Below are 14,428 nucleotides of genomic sequence, written 5' to 3'. Positions count from 1 at the left end.
GGGAAGGAGGTGGGGGTCGGGCAGGTCAGGCAGGAGGCGCGTAGCCGCTGCGCACGGTCGCGATCAGCCGGTCGAACAACTCGGCCCAGACCTCACGGGAAGCGTCGTCGAGCGAGCCTTCCGTGCGCCTGACCCAGTGCACCGCGATGACCGCGATGCCGTGCATGACCGAGCTGACGAGCAGCTCGACGTCGAGCTCGTCGACGTCGATGCTGCGGCGGGCCGCGTCGGCCGAGAGCTGCTCGGTCGCGCGCGAGAAGACGTCCTGCATGACGTTCGGCGCCCCGTTGCCCTCAGCGTCTCCGTCGAGCACGCGCCACAGGTAGGCGATGACGGCGGGCAGGTCGATGCCGCGGAGGGCGAGCGCGACCTCGTCGAACAAGGAGGCGCGGGTGCCGGCGACGGCAGGCGTCGCGACGGCCGCGGTGGCCGACTGGAACTCGTCGACGGCGTCGGTGATCGCCACGGTGCCGAGCGTCATCACGACCTCGTCGAGGCTCGCGAAGTGGTTGAAGATCGTGCGGCGCGACACGTCGGCACGGTCGGCGAGCTCGTCGACGCTGAAGCGCGGGGCGCCGCGCTCGGCGATCAGCGCGTCGGCCGCGTCGAGGATCGCCTGACGGTGCCGCGCCTTGAGGGCGGCGCGTCGGTCGAGGGCGGGAGCGGTCGTGGGCACCTGCCTACACTAAGTGCAGCGACGCACTCGGTGCACGGCGCCCAGGTGGGGAATCGCTGGGAAGTTCGGCCGGGCCCCTCAGCGGCCGAGGGCCCGCGCGAGGTACGGGGCCGTGCGGCTCGCTCGCGACGCGGCGACCTCGCCCGGCGTGCCCGTCGCGACGACCTGCCCGCCCGCGTCTCCCCCGCCGGGGCCGAGGTCGATCACGTGGTCGGCGGCCGCGACGACGTCCATCGCGTGCTCGACCACGACGACCGTGCTGCCTGCGTCGACCAGCCGCTGCAGCTGCGCGACGAGCAGCTCGACGTCCGCGGGGTGCAGGCCGGTCGTCGGCTCGTCGAGCAGGTACAGGGTGTGGCCGCCGCGCATCCGCTGCAGCTCGGTCGCGAGCTTGATCCGCTGGGCCTCGCCGCCCGACAGCTCGGGGGCCGGCTGCCCCAGCCGCAGGTAGCCGAGGCCGACCTGCCGCAGCGTCGAGAGCGCGCGGGAGGCGGCCGGCACGTCGCCGAGGAACCCCTCGGCCTCGTCGACGGTCATCCCGAGCACATCGGCGATCGTCGCGCCGTGCCAGGTCACCTCGAGCGTCTCGGCGGTGTACCGCGCGCCGTGGCACTCGGGGCAGGGCGCCCAGCTGCCCGGCAGGAACAGCAGCTCGACCGTGACCGAGCCCTCGCCCTGGCAGACCTCGCAGCGGCCGCCGACCACGTTGAACGAGAACCGTCCGGCTCCCCAGCCGCGGGCCCTCGCCTCGTCGGTGGCCGCGAAGGAGGCGCGGACCGCGTCGAAGAGGCCGGTGTACGTCGCGAGGTTCGACCGCGGGGTGCGGCCGATCGGCGCCTGGTCGACCTGCACCACGCGGTCGACGAGCGGGTGCTCGGTCGCGCGCTCGGCGAGGACGCCGCCGACGAGGCTCGACTTGCCCGAGCCGGACACGCCCGTGACGGCGGTGAGGACCCCGAGCGGCACGTCGACGTCGAGGGCACGGAGGTTGTGCCGGGCGACGTCGCGCAGCTCGAGCCACGCGGCGGGGACGCGCGGGGCACGGGAGGCGGGCGCGTCCTGGGCGGTCTCGCGCGCCTCCTCGGGCTTCTCCTCGTGCCCCGGGGCCGACGTCGCGACCGCCGCGCGACGCGGCGTGAGGAACCGGCGGGTGACCGACGCCTCGACGTCGGCGAGGCCGTCGACGGGGCCGCTGTAGAGCACCTCGCCTCCCCCGGTGCCGGCGCCCGGCCCGACGTCGACGACCCAGTCGGCGCGACGGACGATCTCCATGTCGTGCTCGACGACGAACACGCTGTTGCCCCCGGCGCGGAGGGCCTCGAGCACCTCGACCAGCGACTCGGCGTCGGCCGGGTGCAGGCCCGCGCTCGGCTCGTCGAGCACGTAGACGACGCCGAAGAGCCCCGAGCGCAGCTGCGTCGCGATCCGCAGCCGCTGCATCTCGCCCGGCGAGAGCGTCGGCGTCGCGCGGTCGAGGCTGAGGTAGCCGAGCCCGAGGCCGGTGAGCACCTCGACCCGTGACAGCAGGTCGCGCGCGATGGTGACGGCCACCTCGGTGCCCTCGCCCGAGGAGGCCCGCGAGGTCGCCGCGGTCGCGTGCGCCAGCGAGGCGGTCGGCCGCAGCACCTCGGCGACCTCGGACAGGGGCAGCCCGTTCAGCTCAGCGATCGTGCGGCCGGCGAAGGTCACGGCGAGCGCCGCCCGCGTCAGTCCGGTGCCGCCGCAGAGCGAGCACGGGCCCGACTCGACGAACTGCAGCACCTTGGCGCGCTGCGTCTCGCTCTGCGAGTCGGCGAGGGTGTGCAGCACGAAGGCCCGGGCGCTCCAGAACCGGCCCTTGTACGGCTTCGCCACTCGGTCGCGCTGCGGGACGACCTCGACGACGGGCTGCTCCTCGGTGAAGAGGAGCCAGTCGCGGTCGGCCTTCGGCAGCTCGCGCCACGGGCGGTCGATGTCGTGGCCGAGCACGGCGGTGACGTCGCGCAGGTTCTTGCCCTGCCAGGCGCCGGGCCAGGCGGCGATGGCGCCCTCGCGGATGCTGAGCGAGTCGTCGTGCACCGCCGACGCCTCGGTCACCTCGTGGGCGATGCCGAGCCCGTGGCAGCGCGGGCAGGCGCCCGCGACGGTGTTCGGCGAGAAGGAGTCGGACTCGAGCCGCTCGGCGCCTTCGGGGTAGCTGCCCGCGCGCGACCAGAGCATGCGGGTCGAGTTCGAGAGGGTGGTGAGGGTGCCGACGGTCGACCGCGAGCTGGGCGCGCCGCGACGCTGCTGCAGGGCGACGGCGGGCGGCAGGCCGGTGATCGACGCGACGTGCGGGGTGCTGCCCTGGGCGATGAGGCGGCGGGCGTAGGGCGCGACCGACTCCAGGAACCGGCGCTGCGCCTCCGCGAAGATCGTGCCGAACGCGAGCGACGACTTGCCCGAGCCGGAGACGCCGGTGAACGCGACGATGCGGTCGCGGGGCACGTCGACGTCGACGTCGCGCAGGTTGTTCTCGCGGGCGCCGCGGACGCGGACGAAGCCGTCGGCGGGCGCGGCCGCCGATGCGGCCACGGGTGCGTCGGCGGGTGCGTCCGCGGTCGCGTCGGCGGGTGTCGAGGAGGCGCGCGAGCGTGAGGAGGGCATCCGGGCGATGGTAGGCGGTGCTGCGGCAGCGGGTCCGGGCCGGCGGGTCGCCGAGACCGACAGCTCGCTGCGAGAGGGGCAGACGACCTTGTCCGTCCGCCCCGGCGTGGCTACCGTGGAGGCACGGCACCGGGGGGTGCCGGACGCGAGGCAGCGCTGCTGCTCACCGACTCGCGAGCACGACGCGATCAGGGAGACGGACCATGTCGACGACGACGAAGACAGGCAGCGGAGGCGGCACCGGCGCCGCCGGCAGCGGCAGCAGCAGCGCAGGCGGCGCGATCGGCGGCCGACCGGACCGGTTCGCGACGACCGCCGGCCGCCTCCTCCGCGCCCCTGCCTCGGCCGCGCGGTACGCGAGGCTCCGCGCCAGGGCGACGTCGACGCCGCGTCCGAGCGACGTGCCCTTCGGCGCCGGCGCCGGCGTCGACCCCGACCGGGTGCTCGTCGTCGGAGCAGGGCCGGCCGTCGGCTGGGGCACCAGCTCGCACGACCTCGCCCTGCCGGGACGCGTCTCCCGTCGGCTGGCTCGCCGCACGGGCCGCGGCTCCCACGTGGCCTCCCTCGCGGAGCCGACCCACCGCCTCCCCGCGATCCGTGAGGCCCTGGACGACCTGTTCCTCGAGAACTGGGACGTGGTCGTCGTCACGCTCGGAGCTGCCGACGCCGTGACGCTCCGCTCGCCGCGCGCCTGGGGCCGCGAGCTCGACGCGCTCGTGACCTCGCTCCTGGCCAGGCTCCGGCCGTGCGCGCGGGTGGTCGTGGTCTCGGCCCCCCTGTCGGACGCCCTCTCGACGTTCGGGCTGCACCCGTCGCCCGCCGCCGACCGGCACGCTCGGGTGCTCCGCGACGTCGCCGATCGCGTCTGCGCCGATCACGCGCGCGTCACGCACCTCGCGCTGCCTGCCGTCCCTGCGGGGCACGACGGGTCGGCCGCATCTGCCGCGCCGCACAGGATCGGGGCCCAGGAGGCGCCCGGCGGCGTCGACGACCCCACCGGCCGTCTCTACGAGCAGTGGGCCGACGCGCTCAGCGAGCACGTGGCGCCGTTGCTGCACGCCCAGCGCGCCCGGACCGACTCGCCGCAGCGGGCGCGGAACCGGCCCCAGCCCGCGCGGGTCAGGCTCGACGCGATCAGCTCCTCGGGGCTCGTCCAGGCCGAGCCGACGGCGGCCCTGCACGACATCACCGACCGGGCCAGGGAGGCGTTCTCGACCGACGGGGCCGCCTTCGACCTGGTGCTCGACGACCACCAGTGGGCCGTGGTCAGCACGCTCGGGTCGGCCACGGCCATGCCCCTCAGCGAGTCGTTCTGCGTCACGACGATCCGCTCGGAGGAGCCGTTCGTCGTGTCGGACGCCTGGCAGGAGGGGCTCGACCTGCCCCGCAACGACATCCGCTTCTACGCGGGCTGGCCCGTCCACACGGCCGACGGCACGCGGATCGGGGCTCTGTGCGTCTTCGATCCGCAGCCCCGCGACGTGTCGGACCTCCAGGTCGAGCTGCTCCGCGGCTTCGCGCTCGACATCGAGCGCGAGCTGTTCCGCCGAGCGGCCGCCTGAGACTTCGTCACGTCCACGTAGACTGACGCCGTGCTCCGTCGCCTCGCTCCCCTCGCCGCCGTCGTGCTCTCCGCCGCCCTCCTCGCGGGGTGCTCCACCGCCGACGACGAGCCCGACCGTCCGTCTCCGAGCTCCACCCGGTCGGCCACCGCGCCCGCGCCGACACCGACGCTGAGCGCCGCCCCCGCCGTCCCCTCGACGTCGACCGTCGCGAGCGTCACGGGCCGGTCGGTCGAGGTGCACGACGCCCCCGACGGCGCCGTGACGACCACCCTGGACAACCCGCAGGCGTCCGGGGCACCGCTCGTGCTGCTCGTGCTCGGCCAGGAGGGCGACTGGGTGAACGTCTCCGTCGCGCAGCGTCCGAACGGGAGCAGCGGCTGGGTGCCGGCCTCCGCCGTGACCCTGACCACCACCTCCTACGCCCTGGTCGCCTCGACGACGAGCAACACGCTCGTGCTCTACGACGCCGGCGTCGAGAAGAAGTCGTTCCCGGTCGCGACCGGCACCGGCGGCACGCCGACGCCGACCGGGTCGTTCTACCTGACCGAGCTGCTCGCCCCGACGAACCAGGGCTACGGGCCGTTCGCCTACGGGCTCTCCGCGTTCTCGGACGCCCTGAACTCGTTCGGCGGAGGCCCCGGGCAGATCGGCCTGCACGGCACGGACGACGAGGCCAGCATCGGCCAGGCCGCCAGCCACGGCTGCATCCGCCTCTCGAACGCCGACATCAGCGAGCTCGCCGCGATGCTCCCGCTCGGCACGCCGATCACGATCACGTAGCGGGCCCGGCCGCGCGCGCGCTCGGCGCCGGGCCCGGGCTCCTCCTCGGCGTGGGGCCCGCAAATGCCGACCGTTCGCGCCGCACGGGCCCTGCAACACCCGGATATCCACGTATTGCAGCGCCCACGGTCGGCATCTGCGCCGCGCGAGCCCGCCATGGCCGACCGACCGGCCCGCCTCAGAGGACGATCAGCACCACCACGACCGCAGCCGCGACGACGACCTCCAGCACGACGTCCGCCACGATCCGCCGACGCGACCGGTCGGGCCGCAGCCACGGCAGAGCCGGCCAGCGCAGCACCGCGCCCACCACGCCGGCCGCGACGAGCAGCACCGGCAGCAGCCAGAGCGCCACGGGGACCGAGCTCCAGGGCAGCAGCTGGTGCAGCACCACCAGGACCACCACCGAGTTCAGCGCGGCGATCAGCAGGTCGACGCGGCTGCGGGTGCGCCGCGCCTCCTTCGCGGTCCAGACCGAGAACGCGAAGGCCCCCGGCACGAACAGGGCGAGCACGCCGACGACGACGGCCGAGATCCAGGTCACTTCTCCTCCTCCAGCAGCTCGAAGGCGAGGTCGTCGAGGCTGACGGCCGAGCTGCTCAGCACGACCACCGCACGGTCGGAGTCACGGTCGAAGCCGACGAAGCTCGCGTAGCCGCCCGTCATCCCGTTGTGCCAGGTCGAGGTGCCGTCGCCGTCGTGCGGCGTCGTCATCCACGCCCAGCCGATCTCTGCGCCCCCGCCGCCCGCCTCGACGAGAGGCTCGGTCGCGATCACTCCCGGGGCCCGGTCGTCGCGCTGCGCCATCGTGTAGGCGACCATGTCGTCGAGGGTCGAGCGGACGCTGCCGGCGGGGCCGAAGGCCCGCATCGTCCAGGCGTCCGCGTGCCGCCCGCTCGACGTGAAGCCGGTGGGCGCGTCCGCGCGGAGCCCGTCCGGGTCGCCCGGCGCGTACGTGTCGGCCAGGCCGAGCGGCTCGGCGACGCGCTCGGCGACGAGCTGCTCCCAGGGCGTGTCGGCCGCCGCGGCCAGCGCCTGCCCGAGCAGAGCCATCCCGAAGTTGGAGTAGCCGTACGGCTTCTCGTCGTCGACCTCGGCCCGCGAGGCCTGCCCGACGAGCGCGGCGACGTCGTCGGTGTACGGGTCGGCACCCGAGAAGTTCGAGAGAAGCACCCGCCCCGTGAACGGCAGGTCGGCGGGGAGCCGCGGCAGGCCGCTGTGCTGCGTCGCCAGCTCCTCGAGGGTGATCGAGGAGGCGTCGCCCGTCACCCCGAGGAGCTCGCCGAGCGTGCTCTCGCGCTGCACCTCGCCGCGCTGCTGGGCGACCGCGTACAAGGAGGCGGTGACCGTCTTCGTCACCGACCCGATCTCGAACTCGTCGGCCCCCGGCCCCGTGGCCGTGCCGAACTCGGCACGGGTGACCTCGTCGCCGTCGACGACCGCGACGGCGAGCCGGTCGAAGGCGCCGGCGGGCAGCTCGTCGCGGACCCGCTGGATCAGCGCCTCGTCGCCGGTCGCCTCGGTCGAGAGCGACGGCGGGCGCGGGATCGCGGCGGCGCCGAGGCCGAGCGTGACGACGCCCGCGACCACGGCGGCGACGACGCGGCGCCCGCCACGGCCGCCACGGCCCGTGCTGCCGACGGTGCCGCCGTTGCTGCCGGTGGTGCGTCCGGTGCGCTCGGCCCCGCTCACGAGGTCCTCCCCGCGGCGCCGAGCACGACGAGCAACGGCACGACCCGCTCGGGCGGCACGGCGTAGCGCCCCCGACCCACGGCCACGAGCCACCCCGTCGCGACCAGCTGCCCCAGGTGGTGGTACAGCTGCCCGGTCGACCCGAGGCCTCCCTCGGCCGAGATCTGCGCGACCGTGTCCGCACCTCCCACGACCGCCTGCAGCAGGCCGAGCCGCGTGGCGTTGCCGAGCGCGGCGAGCGACGGAGCGACCTGCGCCCAGTCGGCGGACAGCAGCCCGTCGGTCGTCAGCGTGATCTGCCAGTCGACGGGGCCCGCGGGCACCGCGACGGAGCCCGCGAAGACGATGCCTCCCGGGGGGTCGAGGCGCTGCTTGACGCCGTCGAGCGCCCAGAACACGTCGGCCGAGGAGCCCGCGGCAGCAGGAGCCGAGGAGGCGCCCACCGGCTCGTCGGCACCGGCACCGGCACCGGCCGCCTGCTCGAGCACGTCGAGGCGCGCGAGGGCTCCGGCCAGGGTCTCGCGCAGCTCGTCGAGCTCGGCGCGGACAGGATCGGTAGGGATCATCACTCCACCATAGCCAGAATTACGGAGGAAGTCAGCAGATATGGAGACCTGGGCGTCCTGCAGCGGAAGGACCCGGCGGTCACCGGCCGACGACGAACGTCTCGACCGCCGCGACCGCCGCGCCCCGCGCCCACCGCGTGAACCCGGTCGCCTGCAGGTCGACCGTCACGGGCTCCGCGTCCGCAGCCCGACGAGCCCGCATCGCCGTGTCGACGACGTCGCGGCCCGCCAGGGCCAGCCCGATCCCGTCGCCCGTGACGACGATCGCGCGCGGCCAGGCCAGGTCGGCGACGAGCGCGAGCAGCGCACCCAGCGCCTCCGCCGCCTCCTCGACGACGGCCGTCGCCCCGGCCTGCCCGGACGAGTGCGCGGCCAGCAGGTCGTCGAGCGAGACGTCGCCGCCCCGCCCGAGGGCCCCGGCGGCCCGGTCGAGCACGGCCGGCACGGCCAGCACCGAGGAGGCGCACCCCCGGTGGCCCTCGTCGCACACGCCGTCGCCGATGCCGAGGGGCACGTGGGCGATCGGGCTCCGCGCGCTCGACGGCAGCTCGAGGATCTCCCCGCCGACGACGAGCGCGTAGCCGAGGCCGGCGCCGATCGTGACCAGCGCGAAGCGGTCGAGGTCGCGCGCGGCCCCGAGCCAGCGCTCGGCGCGGACGAGCGAGACGACGTCGTTGTCGACGACGACGGGCAGGTCGAGGCGCTGCCGGAGGGCGGCGCCGAGGTCGACGTCGACCCAGCCGAGCAGCGGCGCGACCGAGACGCGGCCCTCTGCGTCGAGCTGTCCGCCGACGCTCACCCCGACCCCGTGGACGGCTCGGTCCGGGCACAGGGCGAGCAGTCGGCGCACGAGATCGGCGACCGCGGCGACGACGACGCCCGGATCCGTCGAGGGGAGCTCGACGGACGCGTCGTGCAGCACCTCGGCGCGCAGGCCGGCGACCACGCCCCAGACCCGCCCCGTGGTGATCTTGACGCCGACGACGACGTCGCGGTCGACGACCAGGTCGAGCGGGGTCACCGGTCGGCCGAGGCCGGGGCCGAGCACCGGGCCGAGCTCGGACACCACCCCGGCGTCGAGCAGGGGCCGGACCGCGCGCGTCACCGAGCCCGGCGTGAGCCCGAGCGCGAGGCCCAGCCCGCCGCGGGTCAGCGGGCCGTGCAGCAGCAGCTCGACGACCACCTGGTGACCGGTGCCCCGCCGCGGCAGGAGGGAGGCGGGCGTCGCGGCAGGACCCGTCCCGGTCTCGTCTCCCACGGTGCCTCCTCCGACGATCAGCAGTGTAGTGACGGCCCACCTGCTTGACCGATCAGATCGTTGCGCACTACAAATAAACGTCGAGGTCGACCACCTCGGCCGCACGCGACCCCGCCCGAGGAGCACGATGACGACGCCGTCCGACCCCACGACCACCCCCGCGACCGCCGAGCCGACCGCGACTGCGGTCCCCTCGGTGGTCCACCTGACCTCCGGCGGCGTGAGCGTCGTGCTCGACCTCGGCGCGGGCCGCCTGCCCGTCGTCGCCTGGTGGGGCGCCGCACTCGGCGACCTGTCGGCGGACGAGCTCGACGCCGTCGTCCGCGGCGGCCTCGCCGGCGTCGTGCCGAACGAGCTCGACGAGCCCGAGGTCGTCGAGCTGCTGCCGCTCGCCTCGGGCGGCTGGCGGGGCCAGCCCGGCCTCGAGGGGCACAGCGCGGGGACGGCGTGGACGCCGCTCTTCCGGGCTGAGGCCACCACGCTCGAGGGCCGCGTCCTCACCGTGCACGGCGTCGACGAGCAGTCGGGCCTCGCGGTCGACGTCGTCGTCGAGCTGCTCGGGTCCGGGCTGCTGCGCAGCCGTGCCGCGGTCACCCGCACCTCCGGCGACGAGTTCGTCGTCGACTCGCTGCAGGTCGCCCTGCCCGTGCCCCGGCGCGCCCAGGAGGTGCTCGACCTCGCCGGCCGGTGGGGCCGCGAGCGCGCCCCGCAGCGGCTGCCGTTCGTCGTGGGCGCGCACCTGCGCGACTCGCGGCGCGGGCGGACCGGGGCCGACGCCTCCCTGGTGCTGGCCGCCGGCACGCCCGGCTTCGGCTTCTCGTCCGGCGAGGTGTGGACGCTGCACGTCGCGTGGAGCGGCGACCACCGCGAGTACGCCGAGCGCATGGCGAGCGGCACGAGCGTGATCGGCGGCGGCGAGCTGCTGCTGCCCGGCGAGGTGCGGCTCGCGGCCGGCGAGACGTACCAGGGGCCGTGGGTCTACGCCTCCTGGGGGCGAGGCCTCGACGCCGCCGCGGCACGGTTCCACGAGCACCTCCGGTCGCGCCCCGGGCACCCCTCGTCGCCGCGGCCCGTCGTCCTCAACACCTGGGAGGCCGTGTACTTCGACCACGACCTCGACCGGCTCGTCGAGCTCGCCCGCGCGGCCGCCGAGGTCGGCGCCGAGCGGTTCGTGCTCGACGACGGCTGGTTCCGCGGGCGACGCGACGACACGGCCGGCCTCGGCGACTGGTTCGTCGACGAGACGGTCTGGCCCGACGGCCTCGAGCCGCTGATCGACGCTGTCCGCGAGCTCGGCCTCGACTTCGGCATCTGGGTCGAGCCCGAGATGGTCAACCCCGACAGCGACCTGGCCCGCGCGCACCCCGAGTGGATGCTCGCGCCGGCCGGCCGGCTCCCCATGACCGGCCGCAGCCAGCAGGTGCTCGACCTCGGGCACCCCGAGGCGTACGCGTACCTGCTCGAGCGACTCACCGACCTGCTCGGCTCGCACGACGTCGCGTACGTCAAGTGGGACCACAACCGCGACCTGCTCGAGGCCGGCCACTCCCCCACCGGCACGCCGGGCGTGCACGAGCAGACCCTCGCGCTCTACCGCCTGCTCGACGAGCTGCGCGGGCGGTTCCCGGCCGTCGAGATCGAGTCGTGCTCGTCCGGCGGTGCCCGAGCCGACCTCGGCGTGCTCGAGCGCACCGACCGGGTCTGGGCCAGCGACAACATCGACCCGCTCGAGCGCCAGCAGATCCAGCGCTGGACCTCGCAGCTGCTGCCCGGCGAGATCGTCGGCTCGCACGTCGGCTCGCCGCACTCGCACTCGACGGGCCGCACGCACACCCTCGCGTTCCGCGCGGGCACCGCGCTGTTCGGCCACTTCGGCATCGAGTGGGACGTCTCCAGCGCCTCCGCCGACGAGCGCGCCGAGCTCGCCCGCTGGGTCGACCTCTACAAGGAGGTGCGACCGCTCGTGCACACCGGTCGCGTCGTGCGCGCCGACCACGTCGACGAGTCGTCGCTCCTGCACGGCGTCGTGTCGCAGGACGGGTCGGACGCCCTCTTCGCCTTCGTCCAGCTGACGACGCCGCTCACCTCGGCGACGGGGTCCGTGCCGCTGCCGGGGCTCGATCCGGCACGCCGGTACCGCGTCGAGCTGCAGGCGCCCGGCGACGTGCCGCGCACGCGGTCCGACTCGCCGCCGCCGTGGATCGTGGACGGGGGCGTCGTGCTGTCGGGCGGCGTGCTCGCCGAGCAGGGGCTGCAGCTGCCCGCGCTGCACCCCGAGCAGCTGCTGCTGCTGCGCGCGACCGCCCTGTAGGAGGCGCGGGCCGGCCCCGACCCGCCCCTCGCGAGTCGTAGGCGAGAAGGGACGACATGGACGTGGGCCCCCGTCCATGTCGTCCCTTTTCCCCCATGAAGCGAGCGAGTCCCTCGGAAGGCGACCACCGCCTCCTGGGTGTGGCCCCTCGGGACACGGCGTACGCTCGCGCCCATGACCAACGACGATCACACCACTCGCCCCTCCGAGGCGAAGCACGAGACCGACGACCCCACCACCTCGACCGCGACCAGCGAGGAGACCGTGGAGGAGATGCAGTCGACGCCCGTGTCGGACTCCCCCGCGATCGACGACGACATCGACCAGGACGCCGTCAAGACCCTGCCCGGCTCGGGCGGGCCCGACGACGTCGGCACGATCGACGTCGACCCCGCCGACCTGAACCTCTCGGGCGACTCGATCCCCGGGCACCCGAAGCCGGGCCCGCCCAAGCAGTAGTCCGCCGTCGGCCGGGCCCAGGCCTCAGGCGCCGACGCCGTCCCGGAGGAGTCGGACGACGCCGTCGATCGACTCCTCCGTCAGCTCCCGCCGCGTCACGATGTGGTAGCTGAGGAGACCCACCAACGCCTCGACCGCCGTCGCGATCGGGGCGTCCGCACGTACCTGGCCTGCCTCCGCCGCGCGGTCGAACCGGGACTCGAGGGCCACCCTCGTCACCGTCGTGAGCTGCTCGTCGTAGCGAGCCGCCACCTCGTCGTCCTCTGCCGTGGCCGCCGACGTCGCCCTCAGCAGGGCGGACGTCGACGGCGTCGCGAGCGCCCGGCCGAAGTCGCGCAGCCACCCGGCGACGTCGGCCCAGACGTCGTCGCTGTCGGTCTCGGGGCTCGGCACGGCGAGGCCGGGCATCAGGTGCCCCTCGAGGACGCCCTCGGCCACGAGCGCCGCCTTCGACGACCACCAGCGGTAGATCGTCTGCTTGCCGACGCCGGCCGCCGCCGCGACCCGGTCGAGCGAGAGCTTGTCGTATCCTCGCTCGGCGAGCTCGTCGCGGGCCGCCAGCAGGATCGCGAGGCGCGCCTCCTCGCTGCGAGCCCGGCCGGGTCGTGTCGTGGTCATGGCTCCAGCTTGGCCGATCGCCGCTACTGCACCGACCAGCCGCCGTCGCTCGCGAGGATCGCGCCGTTGATGTTGACCGCGTCGTCGCTGAGCAGGAACGTGATCGACGCCGCCAGCTCCTCGGCGGTCGCGACGCTCGGGATCGCCGCCTGGAACGGCCGCAGCCGGGCCGACCCGACCTCGGACACGGCCGCGGGGAACGGGATGCCCGTCGCGACGCCGCCGGGCGCCACCGCGTTGACCCGGATGCCCTGGCCCGCGTACATGAAGGCGGCCGACTTCGTCAGGCCGACCACGCCGTGCTTCGACACCGTGTAGGCGTTGCCCGAGGCGTTGCCGCGCAGCCCCGCCTCGGAGGCGACGTTGACGACCGAGCCGCGGCCCGCCTCCTGCATGAGCGGCAGCACCGCCCGCGAGAGCTTGAACGCGCCGGTGAGGTTGACGGCGATGACCTTGTCCCACATCGCGTCGCTCGTCTCGTGCAGCGGCGAGAAGTCGTCGTTGATGCCCGCGATGTTCGCGAGGGCGTCGATGCGCCTGTCGGCGGCGGCGACGATGCGGTCGACGTCGTCCTGCGCCGTGATGTCGCCGACGACCGTGACGAGGGGGACGTCGATGCCGGGCAGGTCGGCGACGAGCGCCTCCAGCTTGTCGGCGAACAGGTCGACGGCGACGACGCGGCCGCCCTCGCGGGCCACGCGGGAGGCGGTCGCCCGGCCGATCCCGGAGGCCGCGCCGGTCACGACCACGGTCTTGCCCGTGAACCGGCCCGGCGTGGCCTTCTCGCGCCAGGGGCCGGTGTCGTCGTCGCCCGCCGCCTCCTCGGGGACCACGCCGCCGTTGGCCCGGAGCACGAGGTCGTCGACGAGGGCCTGCGGCAGCTGGCCCTGGCTCAGCGCGACGAGCTGCTGCAGCGGCAGGCCGCGGACGGGAGCGAGCGACGACTCGTCGAACGCGCCTCCCTGCCCGAGCACCTCACGGACGAGGGCGCCGCCCTCGGGGTGGTCGAGCCAGTCGCCGATGGAGGTGGAGCCGGTCAGCGGGCGGTCGTTCGTGGTCATGGTGTCTCGCTTCCTCGCGTGTAACGAGACTGATCGTCTCGGTTCGGCGAGCGTAGGGGCGGAGGCTGAGCGTCAGCCGCGCGAGGGGTCAGCCGCGCGAGTACCGGACGACGACGCCGGGCGACCACGTCGTGAGGTCGGGCTCGCGGTCGACGAGGCCGGGCAGGCCGGCCGCCGCGAGCAGCTCGTCGTCGAGGCGGGTCACCGTCGCGGTCCGCAGGGGCCAGGGCTCGTGGGCCCTCCGCCACCAGCGCGTCGAGCCGAAGGAGGGGGCGTGCACGCCCCAGCGCTCCGTCAGGAACTCGAGGGCCGGGTCGGGCGCGACCGCCTCGTCGCCCGGGGCGACGCGCACGAGGCTGCCCGCACCTCCTCGGTGCCGCTGCGTGCGGTGCGCGACGTCGTCCGGCCGCACGCGGGACCCGGCCCGGGCCCAGACGTAGGGCAGGCCGATCGTGCGCGCGGCGAGCACGGCGGGGAGGTGCTGCGTGTCGATCGACCGGTAGGCGACGCCCTGCCTGCCGGCGTCGTCGACCGTCGCGAGCTGCACCACGATCTCGGTCATGGTGCCGAGGCGGCCGAGCCTCGGCAGGGGCGGCACGGTGCTGTCGACGAAGCGGTAGGCGACGAGGCTGGCCCAGGCCGCGCCGTCGTGCTCGTCGGGGCGGGTGCCGGGCGGCACGAGCGGGGCGACGCGGTCGGGCTCGACCCGCCAGTGCAGGCCGACGACCTCGCGCCAGTCGTGCTGCGTGACAGGTCGGTGCGGGAGCGGCGGGGCGGCGGACACGCGTCCGTTCTACGCCCCACCGCGCGCGGCGTG

General features: G+C 75.1%; 13 protein-coding genes. 4 read left to right on the top strand and 9 right to left on the bottom strand.

Annotated elements, in window-relative coordinates:
- Positions 1–25: 25 nt before the first annotated feature.
- Together IFT90_RS12535 and IFT90_RS12530 are read right to left on the bottom strand one after the other, a co-directional pair.
- Positions 26–676 (bottom strand): TetR/AcrR family transcriptional regulator, encoded by a 651-nt coding sequence (locus IFT90_RS12535; RefSeq protein WP_192042538.1) that lies wholly within the window; start codon positions 674–676, stop codon positions 26–28.
- A gap of 78 nt (positions 677–754) precedes the next feature.
- The gene (locus IFT90_RS12530) at positions 755–3,301 is read right to left on the bottom strand and encodes an excinuclease ABC subunit UvrA (RefSeq protein WP_192042537.1); all 2,547 of its coding nucleotides are present in this window, start codon (positions 3,299–3,301) and stop codon (positions 755–757) included.
- A 203-nt stretch (positions 3,302–3,504) separates the two neighbouring features.
- On the opposite strand from IFT90_RS12530, the gene IFT90_RS12525 reads away from it, so the two are divergent.
- Together IFT90_RS12525 and IFT90_RS17620 are read left to right on the top strand one after the other, a co-directional pair.
- Positions 3,505–4,863: a GDSL-type esterase/lipase family protein gene (locus IFT90_RS12525; RefSeq protein WP_192042536.1), complete on the top strand. Its 1,359-nt coding sequence runs from the start codon at positions 3,505–3,507 to the stop codon at positions 4,861–4,863.
- A 30-nt stretch (positions 4,864–4,893) separates the two neighbouring features.
- Entirely contained in the window at positions 4,894–5,646 is a 753-nt protein-coding gene (locus IFT90_RS17620) for a L,D-transpeptidase family protein (protein ID WP_371741076.1), read from the top strand.
- Positions 5,647–5,824: 178 nt separating this feature from the next.
- On the opposite strand, the gene IFT90_RS12515 is transcribed toward IFT90_RS17620, so the two are convergent.
- From IFT90_RS12515 to IFT90_RS12500, 4 genes are all read right to left on the bottom strand, one after another.
- Positions 5,825–6,190, bottom strand: coding sequence for a hypothetical protein (locus tag IFT90_RS12515; RefSeq protein WP_192042535.1), 366 nt, complete (start codon positions 6,188–6,190; stop codon positions 5,825–5,827).
- Positions 6,187–7,338, bottom strand: coding sequence for a serine hydrolase domain-containing protein (locus IFT90_RS12510; protein ID WP_192042534.1), 1,152 nt, complete (start codon positions 7,336–7,338; stop codon positions 6,187–6,189). The genes IFT90_RS12515 and IFT90_RS12510 overlap by 4 nt, the downstream gene beginning before the upstream one ends.
- Positions 7,335–7,904, bottom strand: coding sequence for a helix-turn-helix transcriptional regulator (locus IFT90_RS12505; protein WP_192042533.1), 570 nt, complete (start codon positions 7,902–7,904; stop codon positions 7,335–7,337). The genes IFT90_RS12510 and IFT90_RS12505 overlap by 4 nt, the downstream gene beginning before the upstream one ends.
- A 79-nt stretch (positions 7,905–7,983) precedes the next feature.
- The gene (locus tag IFT90_RS12500) at positions 7,984–9,162 is read right to left on the bottom strand and encodes an ROK family protein (RefSeq protein WP_192042532.1); all 1,179 of its coding nucleotides are present in this window, start codon (positions 9,160–9,162) and stop codon (positions 7,984–7,986) included.
- A gap of 127 nt (positions 9,163–9,289) precedes the next feature.
- Between IFT90_RS12500 and IFT90_RS12495 the strand changes: the two genes are divergently transcribed.
- Positions 9,290–11,473, top strand: coding sequence for an alpha-galactosidase (locus tag IFT90_RS12495; protein ID WP_192042531.1), 2,184 nt, complete (start codon positions 9,290–9,292; stop codon positions 11,471–11,473).
- Positions 11,474–11,647: 174 nt separating this feature from the next.
- Positions 11,648–11,932: a hypothetical protein gene (locus tag IFT90_RS12490; RefSeq protein ID WP_192042606.1), complete on the top strand. Its 285-nt coding sequence runs from the start codon at positions 11,648–11,650 to the stop codon at positions 11,930–11,932.
- A 24-nt stretch (positions 11,933–11,956) separates the two neighbouring features.
- On the opposite strand, the gene IFT90_RS12485 is transcribed toward IFT90_RS12490, so the two are convergent.
- The 3 genes from IFT90_RS12485 to IFT90_RS12475 all read right to left on the bottom strand — a co-directional run bounded on the left by IFT90_RS12485 (position 11,957) and on the right by IFT90_RS12475 (position 14,395).
- A complete protein-coding gene (locus IFT90_RS12485) occupies positions 11,957–12,550 on the bottom strand; it encodes a TetR/AcrR family transcriptional regulator (protein WP_192042530.1) in 594 nt (197 codons plus the stop codon).
- 23 nt (positions 12,551–12,573) lie between these two features.
- Positions 12,574–13,611: an SDR family NAD(P)-dependent oxidoreductase gene (locus IFT90_RS12480; RefSeq protein WP_192042529.1), complete on the bottom strand. Its 1,038-nt coding sequence runs from the start codon at positions 13,609–13,611 to the stop codon at positions 12,574–12,576.
- Positions 13,612–13,699: 88 nt separating this feature from the next.
- Entirely contained in the window at positions 13,700–14,395 is a 696-nt protein-coding gene (locus tag IFT90_RS12475; protein ID WP_192042528.1) for a DUF2071 domain-containing protein, read from the bottom strand.
- Positions 14,396–14,428: the final 33 nt, after the last annotated feature.

It is taken from the genome of Frigoribacterium sp. CFBP 8766, from assembly GCF_014841435.1.
Lineage (GTDB): Bacteria > Actinomycetota > Actinomycetes > Actinomycetales > Microbacteriaceae > Frigoribacterium.
Note: the sequence above shows the minus strand (reverse complement) of the source record. Positions and strands in the feature narration are given on the sequence as shown.